Source organism: Maribacter litoralis, from assembly GCF_003075045.1.
Lineage (GTDB): Bacteria > Bacteroidota > Bacteroidia > Flavobacteriales > Flavobacteriaceae > Maribacter > Maribacter litoralis.
The window spans coordinates 937,975-956,312 of sequence record NZ_QCZD01000001.1 but is presented as its reverse complement, the minus strand read 5'-3'; the positions used below and the strand labels follow the sequence as shown (position 1 = coordinate 956,312).

At 38.0% G+C, this 18,338-nt stretch carries 15 protein-coding genes; 10 read left to right on the top strand and 5 right to left on the bottom strand.

All coding sequences use genetic code 11. The annotated features are described in order from the left end of the window. Positions 1–17: 17 nt before the first annotated feature. Positions 18–890 (bottom strand): AraC family transcriptional regulator, encoded by an 873-nt coding sequence (locus tag DCS95_RS04455; protein ID WP_116769612.1) that lies wholly within the window; start codon positions 888–890, stop codon positions 18–20. Between the two features lie 92 nt (positions 891–982). Here DCS95_RS04455 and DCS95_RS04450 point away from each other — a divergent pair, with 92 nt between their 5' ends. The 5 genes from DCS95_RS04450 (at position 983) to DCS95_RS04430 (ending at position 9,730) form a co-directional block, all read left to right on the top strand. Then, the gene (locus DCS95_RS04450) at positions 983–2,329 is read left to right on the top strand and encodes a Gfo/Idh/MocA family protein (protein WP_116769611.1); all 1,347 of its coding nucleotides are present in this window, start codon (positions 983–985) and stop codon (positions 2,327–2,329) included. A gap of 98 nt (positions 2,330–2,427) precedes the next feature. Beyond that, on the top strand, positions 2,428–5,667 hold the full coding sequence (locus DCS95_RS04445; protein WP_116769610.1) for a DUF1553 domain-containing protein: 3,240 nt from the start codon (positions 2,428–2,430) through the stop codon (positions 5,665–5,667). Between the two features lie 16 nt (positions 5,668–5,683). Then, complete coding sequence (locus DCS95_RS04440; protein ID WP_116769609.1) at positions 5,684–7,183, top strand: DUF1501 domain-containing protein; 1,500 nt, start codon at positions 5,684–5,686, stop codon at positions 7,181–7,183. 10 nt (positions 7,184–7,193) lie between these two features. Then, on the top strand, positions 7,194–8,324 hold the full coding sequence (locus DCS95_RS04435; protein WP_116769608.1) for a twin-arginine translocation signal domain-containing protein: 1,131 nt from the start codon (positions 7,194–7,196) through the stop codon (positions 8,322–8,324). A 14-nt stretch (positions 8,325–8,338) separates the two neighbouring features. Beyond that, the gene (locus tag DCS95_RS04430) at positions 8,339–9,730 is read left to right on the top strand and encodes a c-type cytochrome domain-containing protein (RefSeq protein WP_116769607.1); all 1,392 of its coding nucleotides are present in this window, start codon (positions 8,339–8,341) and stop codon (positions 9,728–9,730) included. 3 nt (positions 9,731–9,733) lie between these two features. Here the strand turns inward: DCS95_RS04430 and DCS95_RS04425 are convergent, their stop codons facing one another. Continuing rightward, a complete protein-coding gene (locus DCS95_RS04425; RefSeq protein ID WP_116769606.1) occupies positions 9,734–10,585 on the bottom strand; it encodes an AraC family transcriptional regulator in 852 nt (283 codons plus the stop codon). A gap of 197 nt (positions 10,586–10,782) precedes the next feature. Here DCS95_RS04425 and DCS95_RS04420 point away from each other — a divergent pair, with 197 nt between their 5' ends. Genes DCS95_RS04420 through DCS95_RS04400 form a run of 5 tightly spaced genes read left to right on the top strand, consistent with a single transcriptional unit; the run spans position 10,783 to position 15,448 of the window. Further along, positions 10,783–11,940 (top strand): cytochrome P450, encoded by a 1,158-nt coding sequence (locus DCS95_RS04420; RefSeq protein WP_116769605.1) that lies wholly within the window; start codon positions 10,783–10,785, stop codon positions 11,938–11,940. Position 11,941: 1 nt separating this feature from the next. Then, a complete protein-coding gene (locus DCS95_RS04415) occupies positions 11,942–12,250 on the top strand; it encodes a 2Fe-2S iron-sulfur cluster-binding protein (protein ID WP_116769604.1) in 309 nt (102 codons plus the stop codon). Positions 12,251–12,258: 8 nt separating this feature from the next. Further along, positions 12,259–13,527 carry an NAD(P)/FAD-dependent oxidoreductase gene (locus tag DCS95_RS04410; RefSeq protein WP_116769603.1) on the top strand — a complete coding sequence of 423 codons (1,269 nt, stop codon included), beginning with the start codon at positions 12,259–12,261 and terminating at the stop codon, positions 13,525–13,527. Next, positions 13,517–14,635 (top strand): Zn-dependent alcohol dehydrogenase, encoded by a 1,119-nt coding sequence (locus tag DCS95_RS04405; RefSeq protein WP_116769602.1) that lies wholly within the window; start codon positions 13,517–13,519, stop codon positions 14,633–14,635. Before DCS95_RS04410 ends, DCS95_RS04405 begins: the two co-directional genes overlap by 11 nt. A gap of 3 nt (positions 14,636–14,638) precedes the next feature. Continuing rightward, positions 14,639–15,448, top strand: a complete 810-nt coding sequence (locus DCS95_RS04400; RefSeq protein WP_116769601.1) for an alpha/beta hydrolase — start codon at positions 14,639–14,641, stop codon at positions 15,446–15,448. Here DCS95_RS04400 and DCS95_RS04395 read toward each other — a convergent pair. Genes DCS95_RS04395 through DCS95_RS04385 form a run of 3 tightly spaced genes read right to left on the bottom strand, consistent with a single transcriptional unit; the run spans position 15,431 to position 18,155 of the window. After that, positions 15,431–16,708, bottom strand: coding sequence for a TRAP transporter large permease (locus DCS95_RS04395; protein WP_116769600.1), 1,278 nt, complete (start codon positions 16,706–16,708; stop codon positions 15,431–15,433). The two genes, DCS95_RS04400 and DCS95_RS04395, sit on opposite strands and share 18 nt — an antisense overlap. Next, positions 16,705–17,175, bottom strand: a complete 471-nt coding sequence (locus DCS95_RS04390; protein ID WP_116769599.1) for a TRAP transporter small permease — start codon at positions 17,173–17,175, stop codon at positions 16,705–16,707. The genes DCS95_RS04395 and DCS95_RS04390 overlap by 4 nt, the downstream gene beginning before the upstream one ends. Next, entirely contained in the window at positions 17,172–18,155 is a 984-nt protein-coding gene (locus DCS95_RS04385; RefSeq protein ID WP_116769598.1) for a TRAP transporter substrate-binding protein, read from the bottom strand. Before DCS95_RS04385 ends, DCS95_RS04390 begins: the two co-directional genes overlap by 4 nt. Between the last annotated feature and the right edge of the window lie 183 nt (positions 18,156–18,338).

Genomic DNA, 18,338 nt, shown 5'->3' with positions numbered 1-18,338 from the left:
TGTTTGAAACGAGCTTATTATGGTGATATCGTTTGATTTTTTCTATATTTTCCAGGTGTAGTGCCCGTGAGTTTTTTAAAGGTTCTTGAGAAGTATGAGAAGTTCTCCATGCCTATTTTATGGGCTATTTCTTCTAAGGAATGGTTGGTGGTCCATAACAATAATTGTGCTCGTTCAATTCTTTTTGTTTGAATGTATTTTAAGGGTCTCATATTAAACTGTTGAAGAAATAGTCTAGAAAAATGATCTGTGCTCATATGATATTTCTTGGCTAAATCTTGCACTTCTAGTACCTGGTTTAAATGTTCGGCAATGTATATAAGTACATCATCTAACCTACCAGGAGTAATATTGGCATTCTGAGCGGGCTCATTTTCAATAAAACGAGATAGTAAAATGGTTAAAATACCATGCGTTTCTAAATAACGTTGCGTATTCATTTTAGCATTGTCTCTGTTATATTGCAATAATTCTTGTGGTCTGTGCAAGTATGCCGTAGGATCGTTATTTACAATTTTTCTTTTAGGATACATCTTTGTTAAGCGCTCAAAAAGTAAATGATCACCTTCTTTAATGGGAACTTCATAGTTAAATGACCGTAGATTATAAATGGAGAGTCCCGTTCTTATTTCTTCAAAAAAGCTGATGTAAAACTGTTCATGATAATGCTCACATCTGTAAGTGTTATATACATAGCTGGGAATAAGGTACATATAGCCTTGTTTTAAAGTGTAGGTTTTGTTGTTGTGATAAACGGTGGCAGAACCCTTGGTAACATAAAATAACCGTGTAAAGGGACTAATAACATTATCAAAATTCCATTCGGGACCTAGTTTGGCATACCCTGTATGAAGGAGACTTATTTTGAGGGATTGAAGCAGTTCTAGCATATTAAAAACATTTGTTGCACTTAAAAGAATATATGTATAAGTAGAGTAAAGGAAAGTCAATTAACTTTAGTTAAAACTAATTCAACATACACATGAAAAAAGATAGCGAGCACTCTAAGGTGGTAAAAAAGTCGGAATTGAACAAAAATATCTTACAAACGTCAAGAAGAAAATTTATTACGAGAACAGCTTTAGCTGCCGGGGCAGTTACCATTATTCCTAGACATGTATTGGGAAAAGGGTTTACTGCACCAAGTGATAAAGTTAACCTTGGCTTTATAGGTTTGGGAAAACAATGTAGGGGTTTGGCTAAAAATTTTATAAAGAACGATGCTGAGATAATTGCTTGCTCAGATGTGTGGACAAGTAAAAATAAATGGTTTGTAGAACATGTGGCTAAAAGCCATTTGGAGATTAAAAAAGCGACCAGGAAAAATACTGTTACCTCATATTTAAATTATAACGAATTACTTGATGACTCAAAGATAGATGCAGTGGTAATTGCCTCGCCAGATCATTGGCATGCCATGCATGTAATGGATAGTTTAAAGGCGAATAAAGATGTTTATTGTGAAAAACCGCTGTCTCATAATATTAAGGAAGGAAGAAATATGGTGAAAGCCGTCGAACGTTCTGGTCGGGTATTACAAGTTGGTAGTATGCAGCGTTCTTGGGATAGTTTTAGAAAAGCCTGTGAACTTGTGAGAAATGGATATTTGGGTGAAATAAAACGCGTGGAGGTAAATGTAGGCGATCCTGCAAAGGCTTATGATTTAATGGAGGAAGCCATGCCTAGTGAGGTAAATTGGAACAACTGGTGTGGTCCGGCCCCGTTGCTAAAGTACAATCACAGATTGGCGCCATCAAGTAACGATGTTAAGTTTTGGCCAGACTGGCGCTTGTTCGAGGAAACCGGCGGCGGAATACTTTCTGACTGGGGCGCGCATATGTTCGATATCGTGCAATGGGCTTTAGGAATGGATCATACAGGACCGGTGAAATTAGTGCCTCCAGCAGACCCAACTGCAGTGAGAGGTCTAAAATTGTATTACGATAACGGTATTGAAGTAGAGCATAAAGATTTTGGTAGGGGATGGGGTGTTCGCTTCTTTGGTACTGAAGGTCAAATGGATATCAGTAGAGGGTATTTTGAAACAACACCAGCTAGCTTGTTGAATACCGATTATACATCCTTGAATGTAAAATTAATTCGTTCTGAAAATCACTACAGTAACTGGTTAGATGCCATTAAAAATGGAGGTACGCCTATTTGCGATGTGGAAACAGGACATAGAAGTGCCAGTATTTGTCACCTTTCGAATATTGCATATAAATTGAATAGATCCTTGAATTGGAATCCAGAAAAGGAAAAATTCAGTAAAGATGCCGAAGCAAATAAACTAAGGTCAAGAAAAGAACGAAAGTTTTCAATGGTTTAGATGGTATGTCGGAAATGTGCATATAATACCCTTATTTGGACATGGCTTTTCTCTTTACATTAGAATAGATTTGAAAAACAGAAAACGAAATAGAGCAAATGCGTAGTTTAAAACATATTTTTTTAGGATTTTGGATATTGTTGGTAACGGCATGTGGGGGTCCGGATATGCCAGAACCCGTAGCAATGGAGTATGAGGGCTTGCCAGAGAAATTAGATTTTAATCAAGATATAAAACCTATTTTATCAGACAAGTGTTATTTATGTCACGGTCCAGATAAGGGCAAGATAGAAGCTGGTCTGCAATTGCACGAAGCTGAATTGGCATATTCAGAATTGCCGGAATCGCCGGGTAAATTTGCTATTGTACCTGGAAAACCTGAAAAAAGTGAACTTTTTCATCGTATAATGAGCGATGATCCAAATGTTGTTATGCCATCGCCAAACTCGCACTTAACTTTATCCGATAGAGAAAAGGCATTGCTTACAAAGTGGATTGAAGATGGTGCAGAATATAAAGATCATTGGGCATTTTTACCTCCTAAAAAAGCAAAATTGCCACAGCCTAAAAATGGTAAAGTGGTAAATGCCATAGATAATTTTGTTTTGGCAAAACTAGAAGCTCAAGACTTAGAGGCATCTGAGGAAGCCGATAAGGAGACATTGTTACGTAGGGTTTCTTTTGATTTAACAGGTTTGCCACCAACCCCTGAGGCAATACATCGCTTTGTAAATAACACAGATGAAAATGCCTATGAACAAGAGGTAGATTCTTTATTGTCATCAAAGCATTACGGTGAACATATGGCTCTGGATTGGATGGATTTGGCGCGTTATGCAGACACCCATGGTTATACCGTTGATCGCTATAGAGATATTTCGGTTTGGAGAGATTGGGTCATAAAAGCTTTCAACGAAAACATGCCTTACGACCAATTTATAGAGTGGCAATTGGCAGGAGATATGCTTGAAAATGCTACCAAAGAGCAAATTTTGGCTACCACATTCAATAGGCTTCACCCACAAAATTTAGAGGGTGGTATTGTAGATGAAGAATTTAGGTCAGAGTATGTATCCGATCGCGCAAATGTAACTGGGCAAGGGTTATTGGGGTTAACAGTGGCATGTGCTAAATGTCATGATCATAAGTATGACCCCATTTCGCAAAAAAATTACTACGAACTATATAGCTTCTTTAATAATGTGAATGAGACAGGGCAAATTCCTTGGGATTTTTCAATGCCTGTACCCACCTTAATGCTTCCTACAGAAGAGGAAGAGCAATTTTTAAGCTATGTCAATAATTTGGTAGAGGATAAGGAGGCGGTCGTAAAAAAGACGGAGGCAAAAGAAAAACCATCCGCAGAAAGATGGATAGCCTCAAAAGGATATAAAAACTTATCTGCCAGCAAGAAGCCAAGTGCGCTTTTAGTAGATTATGACTTTAATGACGGTCGTTTGTACAATAAAGTAAACCCTGCTAAAAAAGGGGAAATGCGTACCAACTTTACCAGAAATGAAAAACCGAACTATGTAGATGGTTTTACGGGTAAAGGACTTAAAATGGATGGTGATGTTTGGTTAGATCTTGATGATCAGGGCATCTTTCAACGCCATGAACCCTTTAGTATAGGTATTCGTGTGTTTGTTCCGTCCGATTTGGAGGAAGGGGTAATTTTTCATAAAATGTTGGGCACGCGCTTGCATAGTTACCGTGGCTATCATTTAAATATAAAGGATAATAAGGTTGAAATTTTAATGGCACACGTATGGCCGGATAATGCCATAGTTGAAGAAAGTATAAACGATATTCCTAAAGACAAATGGGTACAGTTGACCATGACTTACGATGGTTCTAGTAAAGCAAAAGGCTTTAAGGTGTTTTTAGATGGTGCTGAAATGAAGACTAAAATTGTACATGACAATCTGTACAAAGACATCATCTTTAATAATTATAGGGACATTATTTATAAAGGTCCGCAAGAACCAGGTTTAAAAGTGGGGGCACGTTGGCGCGGTAAAGGCATAGGTGGTGCCACGGTAGATGATTTGTTGGTATTTGGCAAAGAACTTTCTCCATTGGAAATAAAGCAAATAGCGAATCAAAAAGAATTTCAAGAAATTATTGAAAAAGAGCCAGGTAGTTTAACCAGCAAAGAGATAGAAGCGTTAACCGCGTTTTACTTGAACAAAAACTCTAAGGAATATCAAGCTTCTTTAGCGGCTTTGAAAGAGGTGCGCTCGGTACAAAATGATAGTACTGAAAAGGTTAAGGAAATTATGGTGATGAAAGAAATGCCAGAACCACGTGAAACTTTTATTCTAGAAAGAGGGCAGTATGATGCTTATGGAGAAAGGGTATATCCGAACACTCCAGAAGCTGTATTGCCATTTGCAGATAGTTTACCAAAGAATAGATTGGGTCTCGCCAAATGGATAACCCAAAAAGAGAATCCGTTAACGGCACGGGTAGCGGTAAATAGATATTGGGCAAAGTTGTTTGGAGTGGGTATTGTAAAAACGGTTGAGGATTTTGGAAATCAAGGTGAATTGCCAAGTCACCCTAAACTATTGGACTGGCTGGCAGTGGATTTCATAGAAAGCGGATGGGATGTTCGTGCCCTTCACAAGAAAATGGTCATGTCGGCTACCTATAGACAATCTTCGTTAACATCAGATGAGTTGATGGAGCTTGATATTGAAAACAGGCTTTTGGCAAGAGGACCGGCAAAGAGGTTAACAGGTGAAATGTTACGTGATAATGCATTGGTAGCATCGGGCTTATTGAATGATACCGTGGGCGGACCAAGTGTAAACCCCTATCAACCGGCAGGATTATGGAAATTGAACGGATCGGAATATGTACCCGATACCGGTGAAAAATTGTACAGAAGAAGTATGTATACGGTGTGGAAACGCTCTGTACCGCATCCTACCATTGCTACGTTTGACGCCCCCGATAGATCTTTATGCGTTACGAGAAGACAAAAAACCAATACGCCTTTACAAGCATTGGTATTATTGAACGATCCAACTTATATAGAAGCATCACGGGTAATCGGTAAAAATATGATGGTCTATAAAGACCCAGAACAAGGGATTAAAGATGCTTTTCTTCGATTGACCGGTAGAAATGCCAAAAACGAAGAATTAGATCTATTGGTAGAATTGAGACAGAACGAATATGAAAAGTTCAAGACCAATGAAGCCAAAACATTGGGTTGGTTAAATACGGGCGAGTTTAGAGTGGAAAATAGTAGCGATAAGGCAATGGTAGCTGCAAATGCAGTAGTAGCAAGTACCATTATGAACCTAGACGCAACAATTACAAAAAGATAACAAAAAATATATTCCTATGTGTAGTGGACATGATACGTTAAGATCGGATAATAAAGATTTACAGGAAGTAGAGAAGCAGTGGGACAGAAGGAATTTTTTAACAAAAACGTCCTTAGGAATTGGAGCACTTGCTTTTGGGTCTTTGCTAAAAGCCGAAAAAGCATTTAGTAACCCTACGGGACCAGATGCTGTACAAAATTTTGTAAAGAACAAATTAGGACTTCCGCATCACCTACCTAAGGCCAAAAGAATAGTTTACCTATTTCAAAGTGGAGGACCTTCGCAATTGGATATGTTCGATTATAAGCCAAAACTCAAAGACATGTTTGGGCAAGATTTACCGCCATCGGTAAGGCAAGGACAGCGATTAACGGGTATGAGTGCCCAGCAATCTTCATTTCCTATAGCACCGTCCATAATGGATTTTAAGCAATATGGAGAATCGGGTTCTTGGGTGAGTGAATTAATGCCGCATACATCAAAAGTTGTAGATGACATCTGTATCATTAAATCGATGCAGACCGATCAAATAAATCATGATCCGGCCATCACATTTATGCAAACAGGTAATCAATTGCCGGGTAGACCATCCATTGGTTCATGGTTAAGCTATGGTTTGGGTAGTGATAATGAAAACCTGCCCACCTTTATTACACTGGTTACCAAAGGTCAAGGAGGGCAACCTTTATACTCCCGTCTATGGGGTAACGGATTTTTACCAACAGAACACCAAGGCGTGCAATTTAGATCAGGTAAAGACCCGGTTTTGTATTTAAGTGACCCCGAGAATTACGATGGTAATGATCGTAGAACCATGTTAGATTATTTAGGTAAACTAAATGGCATGCAGAACGATGCTTACGGAGACCCAGAAATTTTAGCTCGTATGAAGCAATACGAAATGGCTTTTAGAATGCAGACATCGGTACCGGAAGTAACCGACCTATCTGATGAACCAGATCATATTTTTGATATGTACGGTAAAGATAGCCGTGATCCGGGTACGTACGCAGCCAACTGTCTTATGGCGAGAAAACTATTGGAAAAAGGTGTGAAATTTGTGCAATTGTACCACCAAGGATGGGATCAACATATTGCATGTCCCGGCGGAGTACGAAATAAATGTAAGCAAACAGACCAAGGTACTGCAGCGTTGCTTCAAGATTTAAAACAAAGAGGCATGTTAGAAGACACCTTAGTTGTTTGGGGTGGAGAATTCGGTAGAACGGTATATTCTCAAGGGCAATTAACAGATACCAATTACGGTAGGGATCACCATCCAAAAGCATTTACCATGTGGATGGCGGGTGCCGGAGTAAAAAAGGGAATGACCTATGGAGAAACAGATGATTTTAGCTACAATGTAACCGAAAATCCGGTGCATGTGCACGATTTTCATGCTACTTTATTGCATTTGTTCGGTGTAGATCACGAACGTTTAACCTTTAAACATCAAGGAAGAAGATTTAGATTAACAGATGTACACGGCCATGTGGTCAAAGATATTTTAACTTAACATACCAATTATGTCCTCACGACGAAATTTTATAAAAACTACCGGATTGGCAACCACGGCGCTAGCAACCACTTCAACAGCATTTGGAGCTACGGTTATTAGTGGTAAAAAGAATTCAGATCGTTTGCTGAACGAGACGGAAACCATTTTGGGTCATGGAGATTACAAATACAAGCTCACTAAAAACTGGGCGCAAATAAGCGCTACCAGGATCCCCTTGTTGAACTGCCATGAAATGGTTATGGATAGCAAAGGAAGGTTGATCATGGTAGGGGACCATCCACAGAACAACATTTTAATTTTTGATAAATCTGGGAAATTATTGGATTATTGGGGTACAGCCTACCAAGGAGGTCACGGATTGACTTTACATGATGAAGGAGGGGAAGATATGCTCTATATTACCGATTCTGGTTGGGCTTTGGGTAAGGGCAATCAAATGGTAAAACACAACGGTCGCGTTTCAAAAACGACGGTCGATGGTCGTGTGCTATTCGATATCGGTCACCCAATGACTATTGGAGTATATAAACCAGAAGAGTCTTTTTGTCCAACTGAAACGGCGATAGGACCTAACGGTGATATTTATGTAGCCGATGGTTATGGGGAAAGTAGAATTATTCAATATGATAGTAATGGAAGGTACATTCGCCATTGGGGCGGAACCGAGAATCCTGCCCCTAATTACAAATTGGTGAGTGCCCATGGGGTAGCAATAGATTATAGGGAAAAGGGCAACCCAATGGTAGTGGTAACATCAAGGTCGCAAGAGTGTTTTAAATACTACACCTTAGACGGTAAGTATGTTAAAACAGTGGAAATGCCTAACATGCAGGTATGTAGAGCAGTTTTTGATGATGATAATTTATATGCCGGGGTTTGTTGGTCTCAGCCTAAAGTTGGTAAAACAAATTGGAAAGATCATACCGGGTTTGTGACCGTCATGGAAGGGAATAAGGTAGTTTCTAACCCTGGGGGTACCGAGCCAGAATATAAAAATGGGATATTACAAAAGAGCTATCAGTTAGATGAAAAACCTATTTTACATGGTCATGATGTGTGTGTAGATGAAGATAAAAATTTATACATCTGCCAATGGAATGCAAACCATTCCGCTCCCTATAAATTAGAGCGTGTTTAATATCAAAAAGTAGTATGCAAGAAGTATCGGATTTTGTTTTGTTCTTAGGTAGGTTTCACCCATTGGTGGTGCATTTACCTATTGGGTTTTTAATGTTTGCCTTAATTTTAGAATTGGCAGATAATTTTACTAAAATGAAACACCTGAACGCAGCAGTACCTTTGGCACTTTTATTGGGTGCTATTTCTGGTACGGTTGCTTGTATTTTGGGTTATATGTTATCGCAAAGTGGCGGTTATGACGAAGATATGCTGAACGGGCACTTTTGGTTTGGTATTGGCACAACACTTCTTGCGTTTTTTGCTTGGGCATTAAAATCGGGTGTACTTAAAATTGCCATCTTACAAAAAGCTAAACCAAATTTAGCCTTGTTGACCGTAATGGTGATTCTATTAAGTGTAACAGGACATTATGGAGGAAATTTAACCCACGGGGAAGATTATCTTGTAAAATACGCACCATTTAGGGAAAAAGAGGAGCCTTTGCCCCAATTGGCAAAGTTAGAAGAAGCTACCGTTTATCCTTATTTAGTAAAACCGGTATTTGAGGCAAAATGCGTAAGCTGCCATAATGAATCTAAAAAGAAAGGCGGTTTAGCAATGCATACTTTTGAAGCCATGGCTTTAGGTGGAGACGGGGGTGCCATTTTTATGGCGGGTGATGTAGAAGGTTCAGAGTTGATACGAAGAATTACCCTACCAGAACATCATGATGATGTAATGCCGCCTGAAGGTAAAACACCATTAACGGAACAAGAAAGTGCCTTGATCAAATTTTGGATAGAACACGGGCAAGCAAATGAAGTAGCGACTTTAGGTACAACAGAAGTTCCTGAAGAAGTTTTGGCATATGCAGCATCGACTTTAGGTTTTGCAGCCGCGGGCGTTGGTCAAGGTTCTTCGGAAGTATTGCCAACGGCTAATCCTTTAAATATGGATGTTGTAAATACTATTACGGCAGCAGGTTTTAAAGTGAGAGAGCTTATAGATGGTTCTGGTCTAGTAGAAATTACCTTAGATGATAATAAGATTAATGCATCGAATATGAGTGAATGGGAAGAACACTTTCAGTCATTAACTCCAATAAAAGACCAAATATTATGGGCAGATTTTGGAGGAAATGACCTGTCTGATGCCATAATGGTACAAATTTCAGGTTTTACAAATCTTAGAAAATTGGTTTTGGATAATACAAGTATTACAGATGCTGCCATACAACCTTTAGCGTCTTTAAATAGTTTAGAATCATTGAACGTTTATAAGACCAATGTAACTAACAATGTGTTGCCAATGCTAAAAGAAATGCCAAACTTAAAAAAGGTATATATCTGGCAAACACAAGTAAGTGCCGATGCGGTTGAGCAATTCTTAGAAAACTCCAAACTGGAAATTATTTCTGGGGTGTAAATTTTATAGGCTTTTTACGGCGTGTTGTTTTCTGTATAAGTTGGGAGTAGTATCGTATTGTAGTTTAAATTTCTTGAAGAAAAACGGCAAGGTTTCAAAACCGCATTTGTAGGCGATGTCCGCAACGGTCATGTCGGTATCAATTAACATTTTAGCAGCTAAATTTATACGGTATTCGTTGAGGTAAACAAAGAACGATCTACCCATCATTTTTTTGAAAAACCGGGAGAATGCCTGCTGTGAAAGGTTGACCATAGCAGCAACCTGTTGTAAAGTTATTGCTGTGTGGTAATTAGCAGAGACAAAATCATGAATAATAGCCATTCTATTATTATGTTCCCACGGTAGTTCTTTGGTGAATTTTGCATTCGATAAAGTGGTGAATTCAGCCTTGGAGAGTTCCAGTAAAATGGATAATAAAACTAAATACTGTTCTGCACTTTTGAGATTGGGCAATGATTTTAGGTTTGATAAAATAGAAGCTGTAGCAACTTCATTAAATAAAATACCTCTACTTGCTTGTTGCATCATATGATGTAGGGCATCCAATTCTGAAATTGGAGTGAATATTTCCTTATTCCATTGAATAACAATGGATACGCTTTCAGCATCAACATCAGCAGAACTCTCATTTTTCCAACAATGGGGTAAGTTAGAATTTAAAAGTACCAATTCACCCGGTACATAGCTACTTACATAATCTCCAATAAATTTAGTGCCTTTACTCTTTTCGATATAGGTTAATTCGCATTGTGGGTGTACATGCCAAGGAGCATCAAAATGGCTGTCCACATATTTGTAAGCCAAAATATTGCTATTCTCCGAAAAAGGTATGGCTTCTAACTGTGGCTTCATAGGCGTTAATGTTCGCTATTATGTCAATATATATTAATTTATTTTAAAATAATGATAATATAGATTAATTAATTGCAAATATAGATTATAGGTGAAGTCTAATTATTTAAGATTTTTGTAGTAAGACCAGTGTAATTTTAATGAATTAGTAAAAGATGGTCTTTATTAGTTGTAAATATTTAAAATTATAGACCTAAATGAGCGCAAGCAATTTTTCCGATGCATTCAAAGACACAAGGGAAGCCAAGGGAACATGTCCTTTTAATGACCAAAACGACCCGGTAACCATGTTGTTACGCTTTAAAGATGTGAGGAAAACGGCACATAATACCAAAGGTTTTAGTTCCGCTGCAAAGCCGGGCAGAATTGTGGTTCCATCAGAAGTAAATATTAGAGATACTAGGCAAATTCCGTTTGAAGTAGATCCGCCTGAGCATACAGAATATCGTGCCTTGGTAGAAAATTGGTTCAAACGCCCTTTAGATCCCGATTATGAAAATAAACTAACGCGGATTGTTGAGGCAGAGATTGAACGTGTACTGCAAAAAGGAAGTATAGAAGTCATTTCAGAATTGTCGTTACCCATACAATCAAAAGCATTGACCTTATTGTTGAACATACCTTTAAGCGAAGCGGAAACTTGGATTTCTTGGGGAACGCATGTGTTTAGAAGTGAAGAATCTGATTTAGATGCGGATAAAGCTTCCATTTTATATGATTATATAGATGCGGAAATAGATAAGGTCATTGCAGCACCTAATGACAGTCTGTATTCCGTTTTGTTGAACTCGGAATATCAAGGTCGTAAAATGACTAAAGAGGAGGTGAAAGGGGTGCTTATTTTAACTTTTGCTGGGGGCAGAGATACGGTTATTAATTATTTGACCAATACCATATCCTATTTAGCCGAACATCCAGTAGCTATTAAGAAATTAAATGATAATCCCGCATTAGTGAATACGGCAATAGAAGAATTTGTGCGATATTTTTCTCCGTTGACGCATATGGGCAGAGTGGTAAAAGAAGAGCAAGAAATTAGCGGGCACGTTGCAAAAGAAGACACCCGTGTTTCATTATGTTGGGCATCTGCGAATAGGGATGAAAGTGTATTTGAAAATCCGAATGAGATTATTTTAGACCGCAAAATGAATCCGCATGTAGCATTTGGTTTTGGTGCCCATAAATGCTTGGGGGCTACGCATGCAAGGCAATTAATGAAGGTGTTTTTACGAGTATTTACTGAAAAGGTAAGTACTATTGAAATTATAAATGCCGTAGAAAATATTGAAGATTGGGGAGTCCATAAACGTAAAGTAGGCTTTGATAAACTAACTATAAAACTAAACGCAAAATAAGATGGCTAAAATAACTTATATCACCAAAGCAGGAGAAGAAATACAACTAGAAGCAAGTACTGGTAGTTTAATGGAGTTGGCGGTAAAGCATAAGGTTAACGGTATAGATGGAGATTGTGGAGGCGTATGTTCCTGTGCTACCTGTCATGTACATGTAGCACCAGAATTCTATCAAAAATTAGAAGCACCAACTGAAATAGAGTCGGATATGCTCGAATTTGATGACAACGTAACCGAGTATAGCCGATTATGCTGTCAAATTCCGATTTCAGAAGCCATTGATGGTATAACCGTAAATGTGGCTAACTAAATATACTTGTGGATACTACAAATTTAAATTGCGTAATTATTGGGGCAAGTCATGCTGGTGCCAATTGTGCTCTTGAACTCCGAAAGCAAGGTTGGCTGGGTGCTATTTATTTGGTTGATGCCGATGAGTATTTGCCCTACCACAGACCACCCTTGTCCAAAGACTATTTATCCATAGAAGATGTAGAAATTTTTAGCTTTAAACCACTATTTGCTAAAGAGAGATACCTAGAAGAAAGCATCACCTTAAAATTAGGTGTTGGAGTTATTAAGGTTGATGAAAAACGGAAGTCGGTAACCTTAAGTACGGGAGAAATTTTAGACTACGATAAGCTTGTATTGGCTACAGGTGCCACGGCTATAATTCCACCGATTGAAGGAATATCAGCCTGTAAAAAAGTAAGGGTATTACGTAATGCGGCTGATGCTTTTCAAATACAACAAGATTTTAAGACAAGTGTCACTAAAGAAGTTGTAATTATTGGTGGTGGTTATATTGGGCTGGAAACCGCAGCTTCTTTAAAGAAAATGGGTGGTAACATTACTGTTCTAGAACGTGAAGAACGTATTCTGGCACGTGTAGCTCCTTTGGAATTAGCCAATTATTTTCAAGAATTACATACGGCAAATGGAGTTGAAATTTACACAGATACATCTGCTGTTAAAATAGAGGAAATAGAAACTTCAATAGAAATTCAATGTAGTAATGGCAAAATTTATACTGCAGATATTTTAATTGTAGGTGCCGGCGTAAAACCTAATACACATTTAGCGGAAGAAATAGGTGCTGAAATTGATAATGGCATTAAGGTTGGTAAGCATTTGCAAACCTCGGTGGAAGATGTGTATGCCATAGGCGATGTTGCGCAATTTTATCATTCAAAATATGAAGCATGGATGCGGTTAGAAAGTGTGCAAAATGCCGTTGACCAGGCAAAAATAGTTGCGGCAAATGTGGTTGGTGAAGCACAGCAGTATAGTGCCATACCTTGGTTTTGGTCAGATCAGTTTCATGTAAAATTACAGATGATAGGATTATCTAAAGGATATACGAATTTGATTGTTCGTACAGAGGCTGATAAAGAAGATTGTTTTTCTATTTGGTATTTTAAGAATGATGACTTGATTGCGGTAGATGCCGTTAATAATGGTAAAGCCTTTGTGTTAGGAGGGAAGTTTATTAAAAATAATACTTTGGTGGACCCAGTTAAAATCGCTGATCATACAATTCCTTTTAAACCCAATAATTTAATTAAAACCGAAACAAATGCCCATTAATGTAAAAGCAGCTATTGCCACAGGAGATGGAAAGTTTAGTATAGATGTCATAACCATTGATGAGCCCAAGAACGATGAGGTTTTGGTAAAAATGAAAGCAGCCGGACTCTGTCATACGGACTACGACTCCCTTTCTTGGGGCAAGCCTATTGTTATGGGGCATGAAGGAGCAGGTATTGTAGAAAAAGTAGGCAATGGAAATTTAGAATTTATAGCAGGAGATCAAGTCATATTAAATTGGGCAACTCCATGTATGCATTGTTTTCAATGTCAAGAAGGTAATCAGCATATTTGCGATAATAATTCTCCCGTAGTGGCCGGTGGTAACGGACATACTCCTGGGCATGCAAACCTGGAAAGTACCAAATGGAAAGGCAAGGCTATTGAGCGCTCATTTAATTTAGGTTGTTTAAGTGAATATGTTTTAGTGAAAGCCTCTGCCTTGGTAAAGGTGGAAGCAGCGGCATTAAATTTTTCAGCCGCAGCAATAGTTAGTTGCGGGGTCATGACGGGTTACGGCTCCGTAGTAAACGCTGCAAAATTAGATGCAGGTAGCACAGCTGTAATTTTGGGTTGTGGTGGTGTTGGCTTAAATGTGATCAATGCTTGTAAAATTTCAGGAGCCAATAGGATTATTGCGATAGACATCAATCCTAATAAATTGGAAATGGCTAAAAAGTTTGGAGCTACAGATATTATTCTAGCCCAAAAAGACGATGAAGGATTGCTAAATGCAGCATCCGAAGTAAAAAAACTACTTGGTAATAAATTGGCAGATTATGCCTTTGAGTGTACTGCTATTCCTGCACTTGGTGCAGCCCCTTTAGCCATGGTGCGCAATGCCGGTACGGCAGTTCAAGTAAGTGGTATTGAAGAAGAAATTACCATTGATATGCGTTTGTTCGAGTGGGATAAGATTTATATGAATCCGCTTTATGGCAAATGCCGACCACAAATAGATTTTCCTAAAATAATGGGCTTATATAAAAAAGGCGATTTATTGTTAGATGAAATGATTACTAAAGAATATGAACTGCACCAACTTGATAAAGCTTTTGATGATATGTTGAAAGGGAAAAACGCAAAAGGTGTGATTGTTTTTAAATAAGCTATGCAAGGATCATTTAGAACCATAGAACTTTCCGATGCAAATTTTGAGTTTGCCGGACTCCGATTTCTAACGGTAAAAACGCCGAATTTAAAGGGTAGGGGAGATATCTGTGTATTTGTGCCAAAAAGCGAAAAGTCACTTAAGAATTTACCTATTTATATTTTGTTACATGGGGTGTATGGTAGCGCATGGGCATGGGCCTTAAAAGGAGGTGCACATAAATCGGCACACGAAATGATGCAAAATGGAGAAATAGAACCAGCAATTATAGCTATGCCTTCGGATGGATTGTGGGGAGATGGTTCTGCTTATTTTCCTCATCACAACAAAGATTTTGCAAAATGGATTGTTGAAGATGTACCATTGGCTATCCAAGAAAACATTCCGGAAGCGGGTGATAAAAGTAAACTTTGCATTGGTGGGTTATCCATGGGAGGTTACGGAGCCTTAAGTTTGGGCGCAAAATATTCTGATAAGTTTAGTGCTATTTCTGCACACAGTGCCATTACTAAATTAGAAGAAATGGAACTTTTTGTAGAAGAACCTTTAAGTAATTATCTCGAAAATGCACGTCAACCCAATGTGCTAGATGTGATTGCCGATAACAAGACTACATTGCCACCGTTACGGTTTGATTGTGGCAAAGCAGACCAATTAATCGCTGGTAATAGAGATTTACATGCCCAATTGACCGAATTGCAAATTCCGCATGAATACACAGAGTTTAGTGGTGGGCATCAATGGGAGTATTGGCAAGAACATGTTCGTAAAACCTATTTGTTTTTTAATGCCTCAATCGCCCATAAATAAGTCTGGTAAAAACAGTGTTATTTGTGGAAATAAGGTGATTAAAATCAGTACTAAAAAGCTGATTCCTAAATAAGGCAAATTCGCTTTGCTTACTTTTTCTAAAGGAACTTTTCCTATACCCGACGCTACAAATAAACATACCCCCAATGGAGGAGTGGTCAACCCAATAATTAAATTGAGTAGTGCTATTATAGCAAAATGAATAGGATCTATATCTACACTTAAAGCCACCTTTAATAAAATAGGGAATAGTATTAAAAGTGCCGCTATGGTTTCCATAAACGTACCCACTAAAATTAAGAGTAGGTTAATGAGTAGTAGTACAACATATTTGTTGTCTGAAAAACCCAAAATCATATTGGAAATCTCATGAGGAACTTTTTCAGAAACTAGGATATACCCAAACAAGTTGGCAAAGCCAATAAGGACCATTAGGCTGGCGGAAGTTTTCATGGCATCGCTTAAAATAGCCATGGTCTTTTTAAAGTTAAGTCGCTTATACACAAAAGTACCGACTAAGAAGGCATAAAGTACTGCAATGATTGATGCTTCAGTAGGTGTAAATACGCCACCAATGATTCCGAATAGGATGATAAACGTCATTAACAACGACCAAAACGTATCTATAAACCCTTTAAATATTTGCTTAAAAGAACTTCGTTTGTATTTGGGATAATTTCTTTTCTTGGCGATGTAGTAGGTGAGTACCAACATAGCAACACCCAATAATAACCCTGGTAAAGCTCCTGCCAAAAACAATTTACCAACCGAAAGTCCGCTTAGCGTAGCAGCGATAATCATAGGTACACTTGGTGGAATTATTGGTCCTACCGTAGAAGAAGATGCGGTAACCGCACAAGCGAAATCAGCATCATAACCTTCTTTTTTCATGGCTGGTATCATTACGGAACCAATACTGGCAGTATCTGAAATTGCCGTACCAGAAATACCTGCAAACAACATAGAAGAACCAATGTTTGCCAAAGCAAGTCCGCCGGGCACATGACCAATAAGGTGATTACAGAACTTTATGATTTTAGAGGTCAACCCGCCTTGGTTCATAAGATTACCAGCAATAATGAAACCGGGTATACTCAATAAAACAAAAACATCTATACCAGAATACATCTTCATGGGCATAATGATGAGGTTTGTACCATTGCAGATTAAAAAAATCATACATGAAATTCCCAATGAAAAAGCAATAGGAAAACGCATTAACAGGCAAATAACAAAAACAATAAGTAGTATGGCAATCATATTTTAGAGGGTTTATTGCTTTTAGGTTTCTCATAAATCAAATGCACCAGTATAGAAAGTCCCATAATGACAATTCCTGAAAAGGATATTGCCATTCTATACTTTAAACTTGGAGATTTTTCTATGGTTCCCATCAATAGAAAATCAATGGCGTGGTAGGTAAATACCAAAACAAAGACTGTGGTCATCGTCCATATAAAAAACTTGATCATATTTTGGGTTCTGGTACTGAACTTCTCGACCAAAAATCCAAAATCTACATAATACGTTCCCCTAACGGCTAATCCAGCAGCGAAGGCAATGGCATAAATAAACGCAACTCTTGCAGCTTCCTCTGTCCAAGATGGTGCTTTTGTCATAAAAAAGCGTCCGTAAATTTGAATTAGTGTAATAGCTATAAAAAGTAAGGTACTGATGATGGTTCCCCATTTCATTCCTTTTCTAAACAATTTAAAGAAAGTCATCATGGTAAATCTTTTTTAACGGTGTCATATATCTTTTGCATTTCAGGAGAAAGTGTTTCGTAAATGGCAGTTCCGCATTTTTCAATAAAAGCGGCATTATCGACATCTATAAAAATCATTCCTTTAGCTTCTAGTTCCGCTCTAATTTCTTTTTCATTTTCTAAAAACAGCTTTTGATGATAGACAATCATTTCTTCAGCGGTTTCTAAAAAGATAGCTTGTAAATCACTAGGTAGTTTTTCAAATGATTTTTCGCCAATAACCGGGTAGGTCCAACTAACTACGTGGTTGGTGAGGTTCACATATTTTTGAACCTCATAAAAGCCGGAAACCTTAATAAGTGCCAGGGGATTTTCTTGGGCATCTATAGTACCTTGTTGTAAAGAGGTAAAGACTTCGGAAAATGCCATTGGAGTGGTTTTGGCACCCAAGGCGTCCCAAGCGGTCACAAAAGAAGGAACATTGGGTACTCGTAAGATCAAACCCTGTAAATCATCAGGATGCGTAATCGGTTTGTTTGAAGTTAATTGCCGAACACCTGCTTGAAAATATCCTAAGGGTTTTAAGCCGGTTTTTTCTTCCATTTCTTGTGAAATGCGCTTTCCTAAAGGACCTTGCATTAAAATTTCTACATCATCGGGTGTTTGTAATAGAAAAGGTAATTCGCAAAAGGTCATTATTTCTGTCCAATTACTAAGTAAAGAACTAGTGGTGGTCATATCTAGCACACCAGCTTGGATCATTCGTATGGCTTCAACTTCTTTAGCCAGTTGTTCTGATGGGAAAGTTTCTAATTGTAACCGACCGTTTGATTTTTCTTTTAATCGTTCGCTAAAAAATACAAAGGCATTGTGCCACGAATGGTCTTCATTAACCAGTAGACTTGCTTTTAAAACATAAGGTTCTTGCTTTTTGTTCTTACAGCTATGTAAGGTGATTACTAAGAAAAACAGGAATATACCCGCTACTCTTTTTAGAAACATTTTGTTGTTAGTTTAATTGCTATTATTCTCTTTTAAAATACAATAATTTGGTGGGTTTTATGGTGTTATTTATGCTTTCATTCCACTGGTCTAGACTATTTTAGGTTCCATTGTAAGTTGTTTTTAAACCTTAAGTCTTATGGTTAGGTCTATGCCTATCTATTGGTGTTCAATTTTAAAATA